Here is a 14710-nt window from a genome sequence, read left to right as displayed (position 1 = left end):
CGATTGCCCGGCTTCATGAAGCCGGGCAATCGCACACCGTTCCTCGATCGAAAGCTGGCGGTATCTCGACATGGCAACACCTGTACGTGGTGTTGCACTTCGTTTGTGAACTCAGAGGGGTCCATGGTTCCGCAAGCGTCGCAGGCGTTGTTGTTCGCGGCGAGATGGACCCGGAACAAGCCTGTCCTGAGCCTGTCGAAGGGTCCAGGGTGACGGAACTCAGGACTAAGGAGCAGGCGGCTCCGCACCCGGCGGCGGACCGCCCGGGCCGCCCGGCGGCATCCCCATCTGCTGCTGCATCTGCTGCATCTGCATCTGGCGGATCACCGCTTCGGGCAGGAAGTCGATCAGCTCGACCTCGAACACCAGGGTCGAATTGCCGGGAATCGCGATGCTGCCGTCGGGATTGCGCTTGTCTTCCGCGCCATAGCCGAGTTCGGGCGGGATCCAGAACTTGTACTTGGCGCCCTTGCTCATCAGCTTCAGGCCTTCGGAAAAGCCCGGAACCATCGCGGCGACCGGCAAGGGCATCTGATTGTTCGCGTCGAACTCGGTGCCGTCCTCCAGCGTGCCGCGATAATTGACCAGCGCCACATCGGTATCGGTCGGCTTGGGGCCGCTGCCCGGCTCGATCACCTCATAGCGAAGGCCGGATGCGGTCGCGATGCCCGGCTTGGTCGATCCGGTGAAGGCCAGCGCCACGCCGCCGCCGATCGCGACGAGGATGCCGATCCACAGGAACACAAGGGCGCGGCGCGATATGGGACGCAACGGAACAGCTGTTACCGACATCGGCCTTCAAGCCCTTTCAGCAATCGGGAAAACGAATGCGGCCAAGGACGTGCCCCCGGCCGGAAAACGGCTCACTTGGCGCCGTCGCGCTCCATGCGCTTGCGCTCCAGCTTGCGCGCGCGGCGGACCGCGGCGGCGCGCTCGCGGGCGCGCTTCTCGCTGGGCTTTTCATAGTGGCGACGCAGCTTCATTTCGCGATACACGCCCTCGCGCTGCAGCTTCTTCTTGAGCGCGCGAAGGGCCTGGTCGACATTGTTGTCGCGAACCATGATCTGCATAAAACCGTCGAACTCCAGTCAATAGAATAGGGGCAGCGCGAAGCACGCTCCGCGCCGAACCCGCGCGCCCTACATCGGGATTCGCGATTTTTCAAGCGCCAAGGCCAATTTTGCGGCCAGGGCTTTGCGCCGCAGGGCTCCGCATGGCATACTGCATCTTCTAAACCAGATCATATCCGGAGAGTGCCGATGGCCACCCAGCTCAAGCCCAACAGCCGCTATTCGGAGGCCGAATGGGAGGCGCGCCAGCAGCTCGCCGCCTGCTACCGGGTGTTCGACATGCTCGGCTGGTCGGAGATGATCTACAACCACATCACGGTCAAATGCCCGGATGAGGAAAACGCCTTCCTGATCAACCCGTTCGGCCTGCATTTCAGCGAGGTGAAGGCATCGAACTTGGTCAAGATCGACATCGACGGCAACAAGCTGGACGACAATCCCTATCCGGTGAACCTGGCGGGCTTCGTCCAGCACGCGGTGTTCCACAGGAACCTGCCCGATGCGCATTGCATCATGCACACCCACACCACCGCCGGCATGGCGGTCAGCGCGCTCGAGGGCGGGCTGCAGCCGATCAACTTCTACGCCTGCAACTTCGCCGGGCAGATCGCCTATCACGATTTCGAGGGCGTGACGGTCAGGTCCGAGGAAGGCGAGCGGCTGATCGAGCATCTCGGCGACAAAAGGGTGATGCTGCTCAAGAACCACGGCATCCTGGTGATGGGCCGCACCCTGCCCGAAGCGTTCATCAAGCACTGGTCGCTCCAGCGCGCTTGCGAGATCCAGCTCGCCACGCTGTCGATGGGCCAGCCGGTCCACGTCCCACAGGAAGTGGTCGACGTCCACCAGCGCGATCTCTCCAAGGTCTCCATCCCCGGCGGCCCCGGCAAGGCCGATTTCGACGCGATGGTGAGGCTGGTCGACCGAACTGACCGGAGCTGGCGGGAGTAAGGCAGCGGCGCACCCGGATTGCCCCGATTTGCCGTGCTCCGTATCGCGGGGTGCGTCCGACCCCCTTTAACTTGCGCGGAGCATGATTGCTCTCACACTTTTTCGCACACCGATCTTCGCTCGCATTCGTCACACGCCGGTTGCTATGCCGCCACAAGGTCGCGCCGGATCGGCGAACGGCGAATTGGAAGGAAGCATGCGTCATTTTCTGATCACCGTCGCGGCGATGTTCGCGGTTCCCCTGCCGGCGTCGGCGCAGCAGGCAGCCGCCGCCGAGGCAACGAGCGCTGATCGCGAGGCGCTGACCGCGCTGGTCGCCGCTCAGCCGCAGCCGGTGGCGGTGTATGTCGTCGGCAACGGCGTGGATCACGGCGCGGCACGCCCGCCGCTCGCCACCGATACGCCGCTGCGTATCGCCAGCAACACCAAGACCTTCGTCGCGGCCACCGTGCTGCGGCTGTGGGAGCAGGGCCGGATCGATCTGGACGCGCCGATCGGCGGGCTGATCTCACCCGCTAACGACGCCGTCCTACGCGCAGACGGATACGACACCGCCAGGATCACCGTGCGGCACCTGCTCAGCCACAGCGGCGGCCTGTACGATCACGGCGGCGACAAGCGTTATGTCGAGATGCTGAAGGCCAACACGTCGCGCCACTTCACCCGCGAAGAGCTGGTCGCGCTGATGACCGAATATGCCGATCCGCAAAGCGCGCCCGGCACCAAATTCCGCTACTCCGATACCGGCTATATCCTGCTGGGCGAGATCATCGAACGCGTCACCAAGCTCAACCTGGCCAAGGCGGTACGGCAGCAATTGAAGCTCGATTCGCTGGGGCTGAAGGCCACTTGGTGGGAAATCTTCGAACAGCGGCCTGGCGGGGCGCCGCAGCGGGCGCGCCAGTATCTGGGCGATCTGGACGTGACCGATGTCCATGCGTCGATGGACCTGTATGGCGGCGGCGGGCTGGTGATGTCGCCGCGCGATCTCGCGCTGTTCTTCAAGGCGCTGTTCGGCGGCCGCATCTTCGACAAGCCCGGGACGCTCAGGGAGATGCTTTGGCAGGGGCCGCACCACGGCGCAGAGAGCTATCGATCGGGCATTTTCGTGAAGCAGACGCCGACCGGCGAAATCTGGTGGCACAGCGGCTTCTGGGGAACCTATGCCGGCTACGCCCCTGCCACCGGAACCGCGATCGCCGCCTTTTCGGATCACCAGTCGGGCGTGAAGCCTGCGATGCAGCAGGTCGAACCGTTGTTCTTCAAGCGCTGAGGCCGGCGCCTCGGTCATTGATGCGCGGTCGCGCCTGAAAATGGTGCCCCTGGCCGGACTCGAACCAGCATGCCTTGCGGCGTTCGATTTTGAGTCGAATGCGTCTACCAATTTCGCCACAGGGGCAGCGAAGCCGTGCGCCCTAACCGACCACGCGCCCGCGCGCAACAATCGCTGTCCTACATGGCGATGTTCTGGCATTGTCCCGATTCACCAGTTCGCCGCTGGCTTGCTCTTTGAATCCGTCAGCAATGCCCTCGACAGGCTTTGATGTCGCCCGTTCCCCACCAGGCGCAGGACACTGAACATAGTGGACGCCGTGTAATAATATTACGTGCACGCAATGAAATTGCAGAACACCTGCGACTTATGCGACGCAAGACTGGCTTCGCCTTCGCAAACCACCTGACGCGGAAAACGTGCCTTGGTGTGATCTTTGTGTGATCTTTGAGCCAGTCAGCCGCGCGGGGCCTGGCGGCGATAGCTGAGCGCCTCGGCGACATGGATTCGCCCCACCGCCTCCGCTCCGGCCAGATCGGCGATGGTCCGCGCCACGCGCAGCACGCGCGTATAGCCGCGCGCGGACAGCCGCATCGCCTCCGCCGCCTGGGCGAGCAGCTTGCGCCCCGGTTCATCGGGCGTGGCGACGGCGTCGAGCACATCGCCGTCCGCTTCGGCATTGGTGCGGACGCCGTTCTGCCCGTAGCGCGCCGCCTGCACCGTGCGCGCCTCGGCCACGCGAACGGCGACCTCGGCCGATCCTTCGGCCGGCGGCGGCAGCACCAGATCGGCGGCGGTGACCTGCGCCACCTCGACATGCAGGTCGATCCGATCGAGCAGCGGGCCCGAGACCTTGGCCTGGTAGTCCGCGGCGCATTTCGGCGCACGCGAGCAGGCGAGCGCTGGATCGCCGAGATGCCCGCAGCGGCACGGGTTCATCGCCGCGACGAGCTGGACGCGCGCCGGGAAGGTGACGTGCGCGTTGGCGCGGGCGACCGACACCGTCCCCGTCTCGAGCGGCTGGCGCAGCGAATCGAGCACCGCGCGCTGGAATTCGGGCAGCTCGTCGAGGAACAGCACGCCCAGATGCGCCAGGCTCACCTCGCCCGGCCGCACGCGCAGCCCGCCGCCGGTGAGCGCCGCCATGGACGCGCTGTGGTGCGGCGATCGGAACGGGCGCACGCGGGTCAGCCGCCCCTCGCTCAGCGTGCCGGCCACCGACTGAACCATCGAGACCTCCAGCGCCTCGGACGATTCGAGCGGCGGCAGGATTCCCGGCAGGCAGGAGGCAAGCAGCGACTTGCCCGCCCCCGGCGGCCCGACCATCAGCAGGTTGTGCCCGCCAGCCGCGGCGATCTCCAGCGCCCGCTTGGCGGTCTCCTGCCCCTTCACCTGGCGAAGGTCCGGCCCCATGCCGGGCGGATCGACCGCGCCCGGCTCGGGCGGTCGCAGCAGGCCGGCGCCCTTCAGATGGTTGAGCAGGCCGAGCAGATCAGGTGCGGCCACGACCTCGACCGAACCCGCCCAGGCGGCCTCCGCTCCCTGGCTCGCCGGGCAGATCAGCCCCAGCCCCTGCTCCCCGGCATGGATCGCGGCGAGCAGCACGCCCGGCGTCGCTGCGATGCGCCCGTCCAGCCCCAGTTCGCCGACGACGAGATATTCGGCGAGCGATTCGCGATCGACCACGCCCATCGCCGCAAGCAGCCCGAGCGCGATCGGCAAGTCGTAATGCGAGCCTTCCTTGGGCAGGTCCGCTGGCGACAGGTTGACGGTGATCCGCTTGGGCGGCAGCGCCAGGCCGATGGCGGAAAGCGCGGCGCGCACCCGCTCGCGGCTTTCGCCCACCGCCTTGTCGGGCAGCCCGACGACGACGAAGGCGGGCACGCCGCCCGCGATCTGCACCTGCACCTCGACGCCGCGCGCCTCCAGCCCAAGATATGCCGCTGTCGAGACGATCGCGACCATGCATTCCCCCCTGCCCGCCAACGGCTTAGCGGCGATGCCTCACACCGTCGATTGTTTTTGCGCTCCCGCTTCACCACCTTCCGGGCATGGCGACCAAGCATCCCGTCCTCCGCGTCGTGTTCCTGTCGCTTGGCATCGTGCTGCTGATCGCCGCCGCCTTCGTCGGACCGATTCCGGGCCCTGGAGGCATCATCTTCGCCGCCGCCGGGCTGTCGCTGATTCTCAGGAACTCGCGCTGGGCGCAGCGGCAATTCGCCCGCGCCAAGCGGAAATGGCCGCGGATGGGCAGCTGGGCCGACTGGGGCATGCGCCGGCCGAGCGCACGCCGCCGCGCCGCGCGCGAGGAGGCTGACGAGTTGACTTCGACCGCCGATTTACCTAAGCGCGCCGATGATCCGGCCGTCCCAGTGGCGGCCCTTTTCTATTCTGACCGAGGAATGAGCGATGAAGCGCACCTTTCAGCCGTCGAACCTGGTGCGTGCGCGCCGTCACGGTTTCCGCAGCCGCATGGCGACGCCGGGCGGCCGCAACGTGATCCGCGCCCGCCGCGCGCGCGGCCGCAAGAAGCTGTCGGCGTAACCACCTTACGCGTCCGCAGGGATTTCCTTGCGGCGAATGCGGGAAAGCGCGCGCCGATGCCGGGCTTCGTCCTGCTGGTGCGCCCCCGCGATGACGGCGACCCGGCGATTCGCATGGGCGTGACCGTGACCAGGAAGATCGGCAACGCCGTCGCGCGCAACCGGATGAAGCGCCGCTTCCGCGCCCTGTTGCGCGAGCTGCTTCCCGAATCGGGCCTGCGCGGCGCCGATCACGTGCTGATCGGCCGCCAGGGCGGGATCGAGCGCGATTTCGCCCAAATGCGGGTCGAGTTGGCCAAGGCGCTGGCGAAGCTCTCGCGATGATCGCGCGCGCGCTGATCCTTATCGCCCGCGGCTGGCAGATCGGCCCGTCACGCATATTGCCGCCCTCGTGCCGCTACAATCCGTCCTGTTCGGCCTATGCAATCGAGGCGCTTCGCCGCTATGGGGCGGTGAAGGGAAGCTGGCTCGCGACGAGACGGCTGCTCAGGTGCCACCCCTGGGGCGGCTCCGGGCACGATCCCGTGCCGTGACTGACAGGGAAATTACAGGCTCGTGAAAGACAATCGCAACATGATCCTCGCGATCGTGCTCGCCGGGATCATCCTGTTCGGCTGGCCGTTCCTGGTCGACAAATTCTTTCCGAGCGCGACCCAGCCCTCGACCCGGGTCGAGAACGGCCAGGTCGTGGCCAATCCGCAACCCGAGGCCGATCCCACCGCGGATACGCCGCGCGCGCTGCGCAGCCGCGCCGTCGTCCTCGCTGAAACGCCGCGCGTTCGGATAGACACGCCGCGGCTGCAGGGCTCGATCAACCTGCAGGGTGCGCGCATCGATGACCTGACGCTGACCCGCTACAACGAGACCGTCGCCGACAATTCGCCGCCGATCCGCCTCTTTTCGCCGGGCGGCGCGGCGGGCGCCTATTTCGCCGGCTTCGGCTGGACGGGCGAAGGGCTGACCCCGCCCGACGGCAACACCGTGTGGAGCGCGAGCGCGCCGGTGCTGCGCCAGGGCCAGCCGGTGACGCTCAGCGCCACCTCCGGCGGCCAGCGCTACCAGATCCAGTTGTCGATCGACGATGGCTACATGTTCACCGCGCGTCAGACGGTGGGCAACGGCGGCGCGGGCGCCGTCGCGGTGCAGACCTATGGCTATCTCAGCCGCGCCGATATCGGCTCCGACAAGGATAGCTGGACCATCCAGGTCGGCCCGATGTGGGTGGCGAACGGCGCGGCCGAATACGGCATCAACTATGACGACGTGACCGAGGGCGCGCAAAGCGTCTCCACCACCGGCGGCTGGGCGGGCTTTACCGATCATTACTGGCTGGCCGCGCTGATCCCCGATCAGGGCCGCGCCGCCCAGCTTCGCTTCCGCCCCGGAGCGAACGGCGGATACCAGGCGGATTACCGCACCGCCGCGCCGACCATCCTCCAGCCCGGCAAGGCCGTGACGCAGACCGCCCGGCTGTTCGCCGGCGCCAAGGAGGTCGATCTGCTCGATCGCTATGAGGATCAGGAAAACGTCGTCTTCTTCGACAAGGCGATCGACTGGGGCTGGTTCGAGATCGTCGAGAAGCCGATCTTCTACCTGCTCGACTGGCTGTTCCGCGCGGTCGGCAATTTCGGCGTGGCGATCATCCTCCTCACGTTCATCATCCGCGGTCTGATGTTCCCGATCGCGCAGAAGCAGTTCGCGTCGATGGCGGGAATGCGCGTAGTGCAGCCAAAAATGAAGGCGCTGCAGGAACGCTACAAGGACGACAAGGCGCAGCTGCAGCAGGAAATGCTCAAGCTGTACAAGGAGGAGAAGGTCAATCCGCTCGCCGGCTGCCTGCCCCTCCTGTTGCAAATCCCGATCTTCTACGCGCTCTACAAGGTACTGCTGCTGACCATCGAGATGCGCCACCAGCCCTTCGCGCTGTGGATCAAGGATCTCGCCGCGCCCGATCCGCTGACCCCGGTCAACCTGTTCGGCCTGCTCGATTTCGCGCCGCCCGCCTTCGTCGCCATCGGCGTGCTGCCGATCCTCGTCGGCGTCACGATGTGGATGCAGTTCAAGCTCAACCCGCAGCCGATGGACGAGATCCAGAAGCAGGTGTTCGGCCTGATGCCCTGGATCCTGATGTTCGTCATGGCGCCGTTCGCGGCTGGCCTCCAACTCTATTGGGCGACGACCAACATCCTCACCATCGCCCAACAGAAGTGGCTCTATAGCCGCCATCCGGGCCTGAAGGAGGCACCGGCGAAATGAGCTTCGAGGAGGACGCGATCGAGGCTGCGCGCAAGACCTTCGCCGGCCCCATCGCGTTCCTCAAGTCCGCGCCGGACCTGAAGTTCCTGCCCGACGCCGCGGTTCCGGAGGTGGCCTTCGCCGGGCGATCGAACGTCGGCAAGTCCTCGCTGCTCAACGCGCTGACCGGACGCAAGGCGCTGGCGCGGACATCGGTGACGCCCGGGCGGACGCAGGAGCTCAACTTCTTCGACGTGGGTGAGCCGCTCGGCTTTCGGCTGGTCGACATGCCCGGCTACGGCTTCGCCAAGGCGCCGAAGGACGTCGTCCGGAAATGGCGCTTTCTGGTCAACGATTATCTGCGCGGCCGTTCGGCGCTCAAGCGGACCTTGGTGCTGATCGACGCGCGCCACGGCATCAAGGATGTCGATCGTGAGGTCATGCAGATGCTCGACGATGCAGCGGTCAGCTACCGCCTGGTCATCACCAAGGCGGACAAGGTCAAGGCGACGGAGCTCGAAGCAGTCACTGCCGCCACCGCCGCCGAGGCGCGCAAACGCCCCGCCGCTCACCCCGACATCATCGCCACGTCGAGCGAGAAGGGCCTTGGCATTCCCGAACTCCGCGCCGCGGTGATCGACGCGATCGGCTGACTGGCCTTCGCCGGCGCGGCCCGCTATCCAGCCGGCCATGCTCAAGCTCTTCATCGGCAACAAGGCCTACTCCTCCTGGTCGCTGCGCGGCTGGCTGGCCTGCAAGCAGTCCGGCCTGCCGTTCGAGGAGGCGGTCGTTCCGCTCTATGACGAGGAGTGGGACAAGCGCCGCGAGGGGGACGAGTTCGCGCCGGGCGGCGGCAAGGTGCCGATCCTGTGGGATGGCGAGATCGTCGTATGGGACAGCCTGGCGATCGTGGATTATCTCGCCGACAAGGTGGGGCGTGACCGCTTCTGGCCCGCCGACGAAGGCGCCCGCGGCATGGCGCGTTCGATGGCGGCGGAGATGCATTCGAGCTTCGCCGCGCTGCGCCGCAAGCACAGCATGAACATCCGCCAGGTATTCCCGCCCGCCAGGATCGATCAGGACGTGTTCGCCGATCTCGCCCGCATCATGACCTTGTGGGCGCACGCCCGCGCGCGGCATGGCGGCGAGGGCGACTTCCTGTTCGGCGCGTTCGGCGCGGCGGACATCATGTACGCGCCGGTCGTCACGCGGCTGATCACCTACTCGATCCCCCTGCCCAACTTCGCCAAGGCCTATGCCGACGCGGTGGTCCAGCACCCCTTCATGCAGGACTGGATCGCCGCGGCGCAGGAAGAGGAATGGGTGATCGAGAAGTTCGAGACCCCTACCCCGCCCGAGGCCTAGAAAGCGCCGCCGTCCTTGCGGCGGAAGTCCTGGCCGGCGAACAGGTGCATGTCGATATCGGGATAATGGCAGTCGGTGTCCGCCGGGCGCCCGACCGCGACGAACACGCAATCGGCGTCGCTGCGGTTCTGGAGGACATGGCCGTTGCCGTCGGCCTTGGGAAAGGCCGCGCAGTCGCCGGGGCGCAGCACCGTCTCCCCACCATCGTCTACCAGCACCGCCTCTCCGGCGAGCATCACGACGAACTCGTCCTCGCCCTCGTGCCAGTGGCGCTGCGACGACCAGGCGCCGGGCTTGAGCGTGACGTGGCTGACGCCGAAATCCCCGATCCCCGATGCGGGACCCAGGCGGCGATACCACCGCCCCTCGACCGCCTTGGCATATTCGGGCGGATAGCCGGTCGCGTTGGTTTGCGGGATTGTATCGAGATCGAGCTTGGGCAATGCCACCTCCCATGAATCACGCCCCCTCCCTGCCCGATGTCGTCGAACTCACCAAGAAGCTGATCGCCGCCGAGAGCGTGACGCCGGCGCGCGGACCGGTGTTCGACGTGCTTGAGGCGGCGCTCGCGCCGCTTGGCTTCATGGTCGAGCGTTTCATCTCCGGCGAGGCGCCGGACGGGCCGGTCGAGAACCTGCTGGCCGTGCGCGGGAACGGTGGGCGGCATTTCGCCTTTGCCGGACACCTCGACGTCGTGCCGCCGGGGCTTGGCTGGCACAGCGACGCGTTCAAGCCGGAAATTCGCGGCGGCCTGCTCTACGGGCGCGGCGCGGTGGACATGAAGGGAGCGATCGCGGCTTTCGTCGCGGCGGTGGCGGAGGACCGCGGCGGCACGACCAGCCTGATCATCACCGGCGACGAGGAGGGCCCGGCGATCTTCGGCACCCGCGCGCTGATCGACCGCATGGCGGAGCGCGGCCTGAAGCCCGAACTCTGCCTTGTCGGTGAGCCGACATCGGTCGACCGGCTGGGCGACATGGTGAAGATCGGCCGGCGCGGATCGGTCAACATCTGGATCGACGTGCCGGGCCGGCAGGGCCATGTCGCCTATCCGCATCTTGCCGACAATCCGATCCCCAGGCTGGTCCGCGCGCTCGCCGAGATCGACGGCATCGTGCTCGACGACGGCACCGACTGGTTCCAGCCGAGCAATATCGAGCTGACCGATATCACCGTCGGCAATCCGGCGACCAACGTCATCCCGGCGCGGGCCGAGGCGCGGCTGTCGATCCGCTTCAACGATCTGCACCGGGGCGACGACCTGGCGGCGCGCGTGGCGGCGATCGTCCACGCCCACGCGCCCGACGCGATCGTCACGCCGCGCGTCTCGGGCGAGGCGTTCCTGACGCCGCCGGGCGATTTCTCGGCGCTGGTGAGCGACGCGATCGCGGAGGTGACCGGCCTCACGGCCGAGCTTTCCACCACCGGCGGCACCAGCGACGCGCGCTTCCTGTCGAAGCTGTGCCCGGTTGTCGAGTTCGGCCTGGTCAACGCGACGATGCACAAGCTGGACGAGGCGGTCGCAGTGGAAGACCTGCACGCGCTGGCGCGGGTTTACGCGGCGGTGCTGGATCGGGTGACGGCGGCCGCCTGACCGTCAAACTTCACGAAGTTCACCCATAGACGCCTTCGCGTGAAGCGCCGCCTTCCCTCCAAAGGTAACGGTTTTTCTCGACGCGTTTTACCTTAGGCCGATCGGAGCGAGAGGGTGGGGCGGCGCTGCGAGGAACTGCACATGTCAAAGAGCCGAATCACAGGATCGCAGAATCGCAGATCGGGCGCATGTAGGACAGCGTTTTTGGTGGTGGGCGCCAACGTCAGCGCCGGCGGGTGGCGAGATGGATGCCGGAACACGTCCGGCATGACGGCTATTGGTGGAGAGCGGCTGGTCCGCTCTCGAGTTTGCAGATCGAGTTAGCGGCCGCGAAGCTCGGCCCTCTGATACAGCCAGCCCTCCGCCAGTACGTGCGTCTACAAAACGGGAGGGAGTCCCTCAATTCGACAATCAAGGCCTCACCTATGCGCCAAAGCGGATCGTCACTACACCCATCACACCGAGCAGCGGAATTTGAGGAGAGCGTGATGCGCCATTGGACTTGGTCGGCGGCGATCGGAGCTGCCATCTTGATCTCTAGTTCAGGCTCAGCGAGCCCGGCGCAAGGTGTGGTTTCAGGCAACTATGTCAAGGACGGAGAACGGAGCGACGACGTCTTTCAAGCGATCGAGAGCGCTATTGCCGGCCTTCCCAGCGAAGCTAGCCCTCTCGCTCGCATGAGGCTGCGCAAGTCCACGGCTGCAACGGGTGCAGGCAGTATTAGAATCTCGGTTTGGGCAGATCGGTTCTCGATCAAGTACGATGCCCATCGACTGATTGCCGTTTTGATAGGCGGAGAGCCGATCAAGTGGAAACTCGTGGAAGAGCTTGTTTTCGATGTGTCGGCAAAAGCGAATGGTGAGGCCATTTCGCTAACATTCCGTGCGGACGACAGCGAGCGGACTATAGTGTATCGTAGCGTTGGGCAGCAGTTGGTGGCAGAGACTACCATCATCGGTCCGCTGCTCTCTACACCACTTCACTATACGCTCGTCTATAATCGAGCGAACTGACAGCATCTACAAGTCGAACTTTCTGGTGAGAAGCCGTTGAAGTCTTCGTCTCGTAGATGCGGATGCCGCCAGATGATCTCTCCAGCGTCTGCTTTAAGGCGCGCTACGATCGTGAACGAACGTCTGCAACTAGGTCGAAAGCAGACATTATCGCCGCAGCACGATATACAGCGCCCCTGCCCCGCCATGCCGCGGGTGCGCCGGCCGCACCGCCGCTATTGCGCCGGCGTGGCGCGAGGCGGCGAGCCAGTCGGTGACGACGGCTCTGATCGCGCCCCTGCCCTCCCTCGCGCCTTCGGCTCTGGGTTTGCCCGTCACCAGCAGGACGACGCGGTCTCCGCGCGCGATTGCCGTTTCGAGTCCGAAATCGATCCGTGCATAGGCGCGGTCGAGGGTGTGGCCGTGGAGGTCTATGCTGCTGTCGGGGGAGACGATGCCGCGGCCCAGCCGGCGGTCCCAACCGCCGTCGAGGGTGCGCTGGTCGTGCGGCTTCGCGGCGGGCGGGGTGTGGAGCGGCATCGCCGGCGCGGACTGGCGCCGGGGCGGGGGCGGTTCCTTGCGCGGCGGCGGAGCGGGCATGGCCGGGCGGCCGAGCGGGCGCACCGTCGCCATCACCCGCGCCCACAGCGCCGCCTCGTCAGGGTCGAGCGGCCGCTCCACCGGCGCCCTCCGCCGTGAGCCTGGCGAGCGCGCCCTTGGGCAGCAGCACCCAGGCGGTGCCGCGCGCGGACATGCCGCCGGCGATCGCCCGCGCTTCCTCGCCCGCGCCCCAGAAGGTGTCGAAGCGGTTGCTGCCCTTGATCGCGCCGCCGACATCGTGCGCCACCCATAAGCCGGTCGCGTCCTCGCGGTCCATCGACAGGAACACCGGCGCGCCCAAGGGCACGAATTTCGGGTCGGTGGCGACGCTGGCGCGGCCCACGACCGGGAGGCCCATCGAGCCCAATGGTCCAGGACCGGTCAGCTCGCGGAAGAACACCCAGCTCTTGTTCTCGTTCATGATCGCGCGCCCCTCCTCCGGGTGCGCGCGCAGCCACGCCATGATGCCCTGCATCGAGGTTTGGCCGGGGCCGAGCAGGCCGCGATCCTTCATCAGTTTGCCGATGCCCGTATAGCCGCGGCCGTTCTGGTTGTCGTAGCCGATGCGCATCACGCCGCCGTCGGGCAGACGCAACCGGCCCGAGCCCTGCACCTGAAGGAAGAACAGCTCGACCGGATCGGCCGCCCAGGCGAGCTCCAGCCCGCGCCCGGCCAGCGCGCCGTTCACGATCTCCGCGCGCTCATAATAGGGCACGAAGGTGTTTCCGGAGACGCGCCCGCGCAGTTTCCTGCCCTTGAACTCGTCCGAAAATGCGCCGAGGTCGATTTCGGCGAGATCGTCGGGCTTGCGGTAGATCGCCGCCTTGTAGCCGGGGCGGCGGGTGCGCGATCCGGCGATCTCGGGCTCGTAATAGCCGGTGGCGAAGGCCTTGCCGTCCGCCACCTGCACGGCTTCGAAATGCTGCGCGAAGAAGGCGCGGGCGTCGGTCGCGCCGGGCGCCGCCGCGCAGGCCGCCTGCCAGTCCTCCCCGCGCGTCAGCCCGCTCGCATCGGTGCGGCGGACGAGGCTGGGGCAGCTGGTGCGGAAGGCGGAGAGCGCGCGGACGGCGCCGACTTCATCGATCGGCAGCGAGGCGACCGCGGGGCCGGCCAGCAGCGAGGCCGCGCGCGCGCTGGTGATCTCGGCGGTGATCGCGGGAGCGGCGGCGGCCGTCATCGGCGTGGCGGCGACCGGCTGGCGAACCGGCGGCTGATTGCCGCTCGCCGATGGCGGGACGATACCGTTGGAACAGGACGCGAGCGCGAACAGCGCGATCCCGGCCCCCCAGAAACGCATCGACCTCAATCCTCGTCGGTTTCGACGAGCTTCCAATTGGGATCATCCCCCTTGAGCGTCCGCGCGAAAGTCCAGACGTCGTGCGTTTCCACCGCGTCGCTCATCGAACCCGCAATGACGTTGCCTTCCCCATCGCGCGTGACTGCGGCAATATCGGCGTCGATCCGCACGGTGATGCGCGCATTGCGACCATCGACCGAGGCGGCGGAGATAATCGCGCGCTCGATGCCGACCAGCTTGTTGTCGAGCGTGTGGCCCGCTTCGGCGCGCTGCGCGATGGCCGCGGCGAAGGCGCTGCGGACATCCTCATCGACCAACCAGGACAATTCCTCCTCGTCGCCGCGCCAGAACGCCTCGAGGATCATCTTGTAGGCCGCCTTGGCGCCGTCGACGAACTGCTCGGGCGAGAAGCCGGGCTCGGCCTGCGCGATCGCGCGGACGCCCGCTTCGGCGGTGGGATCGACCACGGGATTGGCAGTGTCGCGCCGTTCGGATGGGATATCGATCGCCGGTCGTTGCGCGGGGCCGGCGATCTGCCCTTCCTCCGCGGTGCGCGGCAGCGGCTGTTCATGACCGGTGCGCTTGCCCAGCACGGCATAGAGCCTCAAAGCGAGGAAACCCGCGACAAGCGCCAAGAGAACGACGTAAACCACTCTGCCTCCGATCAGGAACTCGACATGCAACATAGGCGCAACGCACGAGGGTTTCAAATGGTGCACTTTGGCGCGGCGCAGCGGTTGAACCGCGTCTGCGCGCCTGCTACGCGCCGCCGCTGACAGGGCGCGTGACG

17 protein-coding genes and 1 tRNA gene are annotated in these 14710 nt (G+C 66.8%); 10 read left to right on the top strand and 8 right to left on the bottom strand.

The window, feature by feature from the left end:
• Positions 1 to 225 precede the first annotated feature (225 nt).
• Positions 226 to 792 carry an FKBP-type peptidyl-prolyl cis-trans isomerase gene (locus tag D1610_RS16550; RefSeq protein ID WP_118865314.1) on the bottom strand — a complete coding sequence of 189 codons (567 nt, stop codon included), beginning with the start codon at positions 790 to 792 and terminating at the stop codon, positions 226 to 228.
• Positions 793 to 863: 71 nt separating this feature from the next.
• Positions 864 to 1070 carry a 30S ribosomal protein S21 gene (gene rpsU, locus D1610_RS16545; protein WP_118865313.1) on the bottom strand — a complete coding sequence of 69 codons (207 nt, stop codon included), beginning with the start codon at positions 1068 to 1070 and terminating at the stop codon, positions 864 to 866.
• 189 nt (positions 1071 to 1259) lie between these two features.
• Between rpsU and D1610_RS16540 the strand changes: the two genes are divergently transcribed.
• Together D1610_RS16540 and D1610_RS16535 are read left to right on the top strand one after the other, a co-directional pair.
• Complete coding sequence (locus D1610_RS16540; protein WP_118865312.1) at positions 1260 to 2021, top strand: class II aldolase/adducin family protein; 762 nt, start codon at positions 1260 to 1262, stop codon at positions 2019 to 2021.
• 196 nt (positions 2022 to 2217) lie between these two features.
• A complete protein-coding gene (locus tag D1610_RS16535; RefSeq protein WP_182466885.1) occupies positions 2218 to 3294 on the top strand; it encodes a serine hydrolase domain-containing protein in 1077 nt (358 codons plus the stop codon).
• 41 nt (positions 3295 to 3335) lie between these two features.
• Here D1610_RS16535 and D1610_RS16530 read toward each other — a convergent pair.
• Both D1610_RS16530 and D1610_RS16525 read right to left on the bottom strand, forming a co-directional pair.
• A tRNA-Leu gene (locus tag D1610_RS16530) sits at positions 3336 to 3420 on the bottom strand.
• Positions 3421 to 3750: 330 nt separating this feature from the next.
• On the bottom strand, positions 3751 to 5259 hold the full coding sequence (locus D1610_RS16525; RefSeq protein ID WP_118865310.1) for a YifB family Mg chelatase-like AAA ATPase: 1509 nt from the start codon (positions 5257 to 5259) through the stop codon (positions 3751 to 3753).
• A gap of 444 nt (positions 5260 to 5703) precedes the next feature.
• Between D1610_RS16525 and rpmH the strand changes: the two genes are divergently transcribed.
• From rpmH to D1610_RS16490, 6 genes are read left to right on the top strand one after another with little or no spacing between them, the layout of a single operon-like run.
• Entirely contained in the window at positions 5704 to 5838 is a 135-nt protein-coding gene (gene rpmH, locus D1610_RS16515) for a 50S ribosomal protein L34 (RefSeq protein ID WP_055760664.1), read from the top strand.
• Positions 5839 to 5894: 56 nt separating this feature from the next.
• Complete coding sequence (rnpA, locus tag D1610_RS16510; RefSeq protein WP_245942355.1) at positions 5895 to 6161, top strand: ribonuclease P protein component; 267 nt, start codon at positions 5895 to 5897, stop codon at positions 6159 to 6161.
• Positions 6158 to 6370 (top strand): membrane protein insertion efficiency factor YidD, encoded by a 213-nt coding sequence (gene yidD / locus D1610_RS16505; protein ID WP_118865309.1) that lies wholly within the window; start codon positions 6158 to 6160, stop codon positions 6368 to 6370. Before rnpA ends, yidD begins: the two co-directional genes overlap by 4 nt.
• Before the next feature lie 22 nt (positions 6371 to 6392).
• Positions 6393 to 8093, top strand: coding sequence for a membrane protein insertase YidC (gene yidC, locus D1610_RS16500; RefSeq protein ID WP_118865308.1), 1701 nt, complete (start codon positions 6393 to 6395; stop codon positions 8091 to 8093).
• Positions 8090 to 8725 carry a ribosome biogenesis GTP-binding protein YihA/YsxC gene (gene yihA, locus D1610_RS16495; protein WP_118865307.1) on the top strand — a complete coding sequence of 212 codons (636 nt, stop codon included), beginning with the start codon at positions 8090 to 8092 and terminating at the stop codon, positions 8723 to 8725. Before yidC ends, yihA begins: the two co-directional genes overlap by 4 nt.
• A 37-nt stretch (positions 8726 to 8762) precedes the next feature.
• Positions 8763 to 9437: a glutathione S-transferase family protein gene (locus tag D1610_RS16490; protein WP_118865306.1), complete on the top strand. Its 675-nt coding sequence runs from the start codon at positions 8763 to 8765 to the stop codon at positions 9435 to 9437.
• Here the strand turns inward: D1610_RS16490 and D1610_RS16485 are convergent.
• Positions 9434 to 9880 (bottom strand): cupin domain-containing protein, encoded by a 447-nt coding sequence (locus D1610_RS16485; RefSeq protein WP_118865305.1) that lies wholly within the window; start codon positions 9878 to 9880, stop codon positions 9434 to 9436. The genes D1610_RS16490 and D1610_RS16485 overlap by 4 nt on opposite strands.
• Positions 9881 to 9891: 11 nt before the next feature.
• Here D1610_RS16485 and dapE point away from each other — a divergent pair, with 11 nt between their 5' ends.
• Positions 9892 to 11031 (top strand): succinyl-diaminopimelate desuccinylase, encoded by a 1140-nt coding sequence (dapE, locus tag D1610_RS16480; RefSeq protein ID WP_245942354.1) that lies wholly within the window; start codon positions 9892 to 9894, stop codon positions 11029 to 11031.
• Between the two features lie 488 nt (positions 11032 to 11519).
• Entirely contained in the window at positions 11520 to 12044 is a 525-nt protein-coding gene (locus D1610_RS16910; protein WP_147414358.1) for a hypothetical protein, read from the top strand.
• 147 nt (positions 12045 to 12191) lie between these two features.
• Here D1610_RS16910 and D1610_RS16475 read toward each other — a convergent pair whose 3' ends face one another.
• The 3 genes from D1610_RS16475 to D1610_RS16465 are packed head-to-tail and all read right to left on the bottom strand — an operon-like array spanning position 12192 to position 14573.
• The gene (locus D1610_RS16475; RefSeq protein WP_118865315.1) at positions 12192 to 12656 is read right to left on the bottom strand and encodes a Smr/MutS family protein; all 465 of its coding nucleotides are present in this window, start codon (positions 12654 to 12656) and stop codon (positions 12192 to 12194) included.
• A gap of 25 nt (positions 12657 to 12681) precedes the next feature.
• Positions 12682 to 13920 (bottom strand): murein transglycosylase A, encoded by a 1239-nt coding sequence (mltA, locus tag D1610_RS16470; RefSeq protein WP_118865303.1) that lies wholly within the window; start codon positions 13918 to 13920, stop codon positions 12682 to 12684.
• A gap of 5 nt (positions 13921 to 13925) precedes the next feature.
• The gene (locus D1610_RS16465) at positions 13926 to 14573 is read right to left on the bottom strand and encodes a Tim44/TimA family putative adaptor protein (protein ID WP_147414357.1); all 648 of its coding nucleotides are present in this window, start codon (positions 14571 to 14573) and stop codon (positions 13926 to 13928) included.
• Positions 14574 to 14710 lie beyond the last annotated feature (137 nt).

Origin of the sequence: Sphingomonas gilva, assembly GCF_003515075.1 — a bacterium.
GTDB lineage: Bacteria > Pseudomonadota > Alphaproteobacteria > Sphingomonadales > Sphingomonadaceae > Sphingomonas > Sphingomonas gilva.
This window is presented reverse-complemented; position numbering and strand designations above follow the sequence as displayed.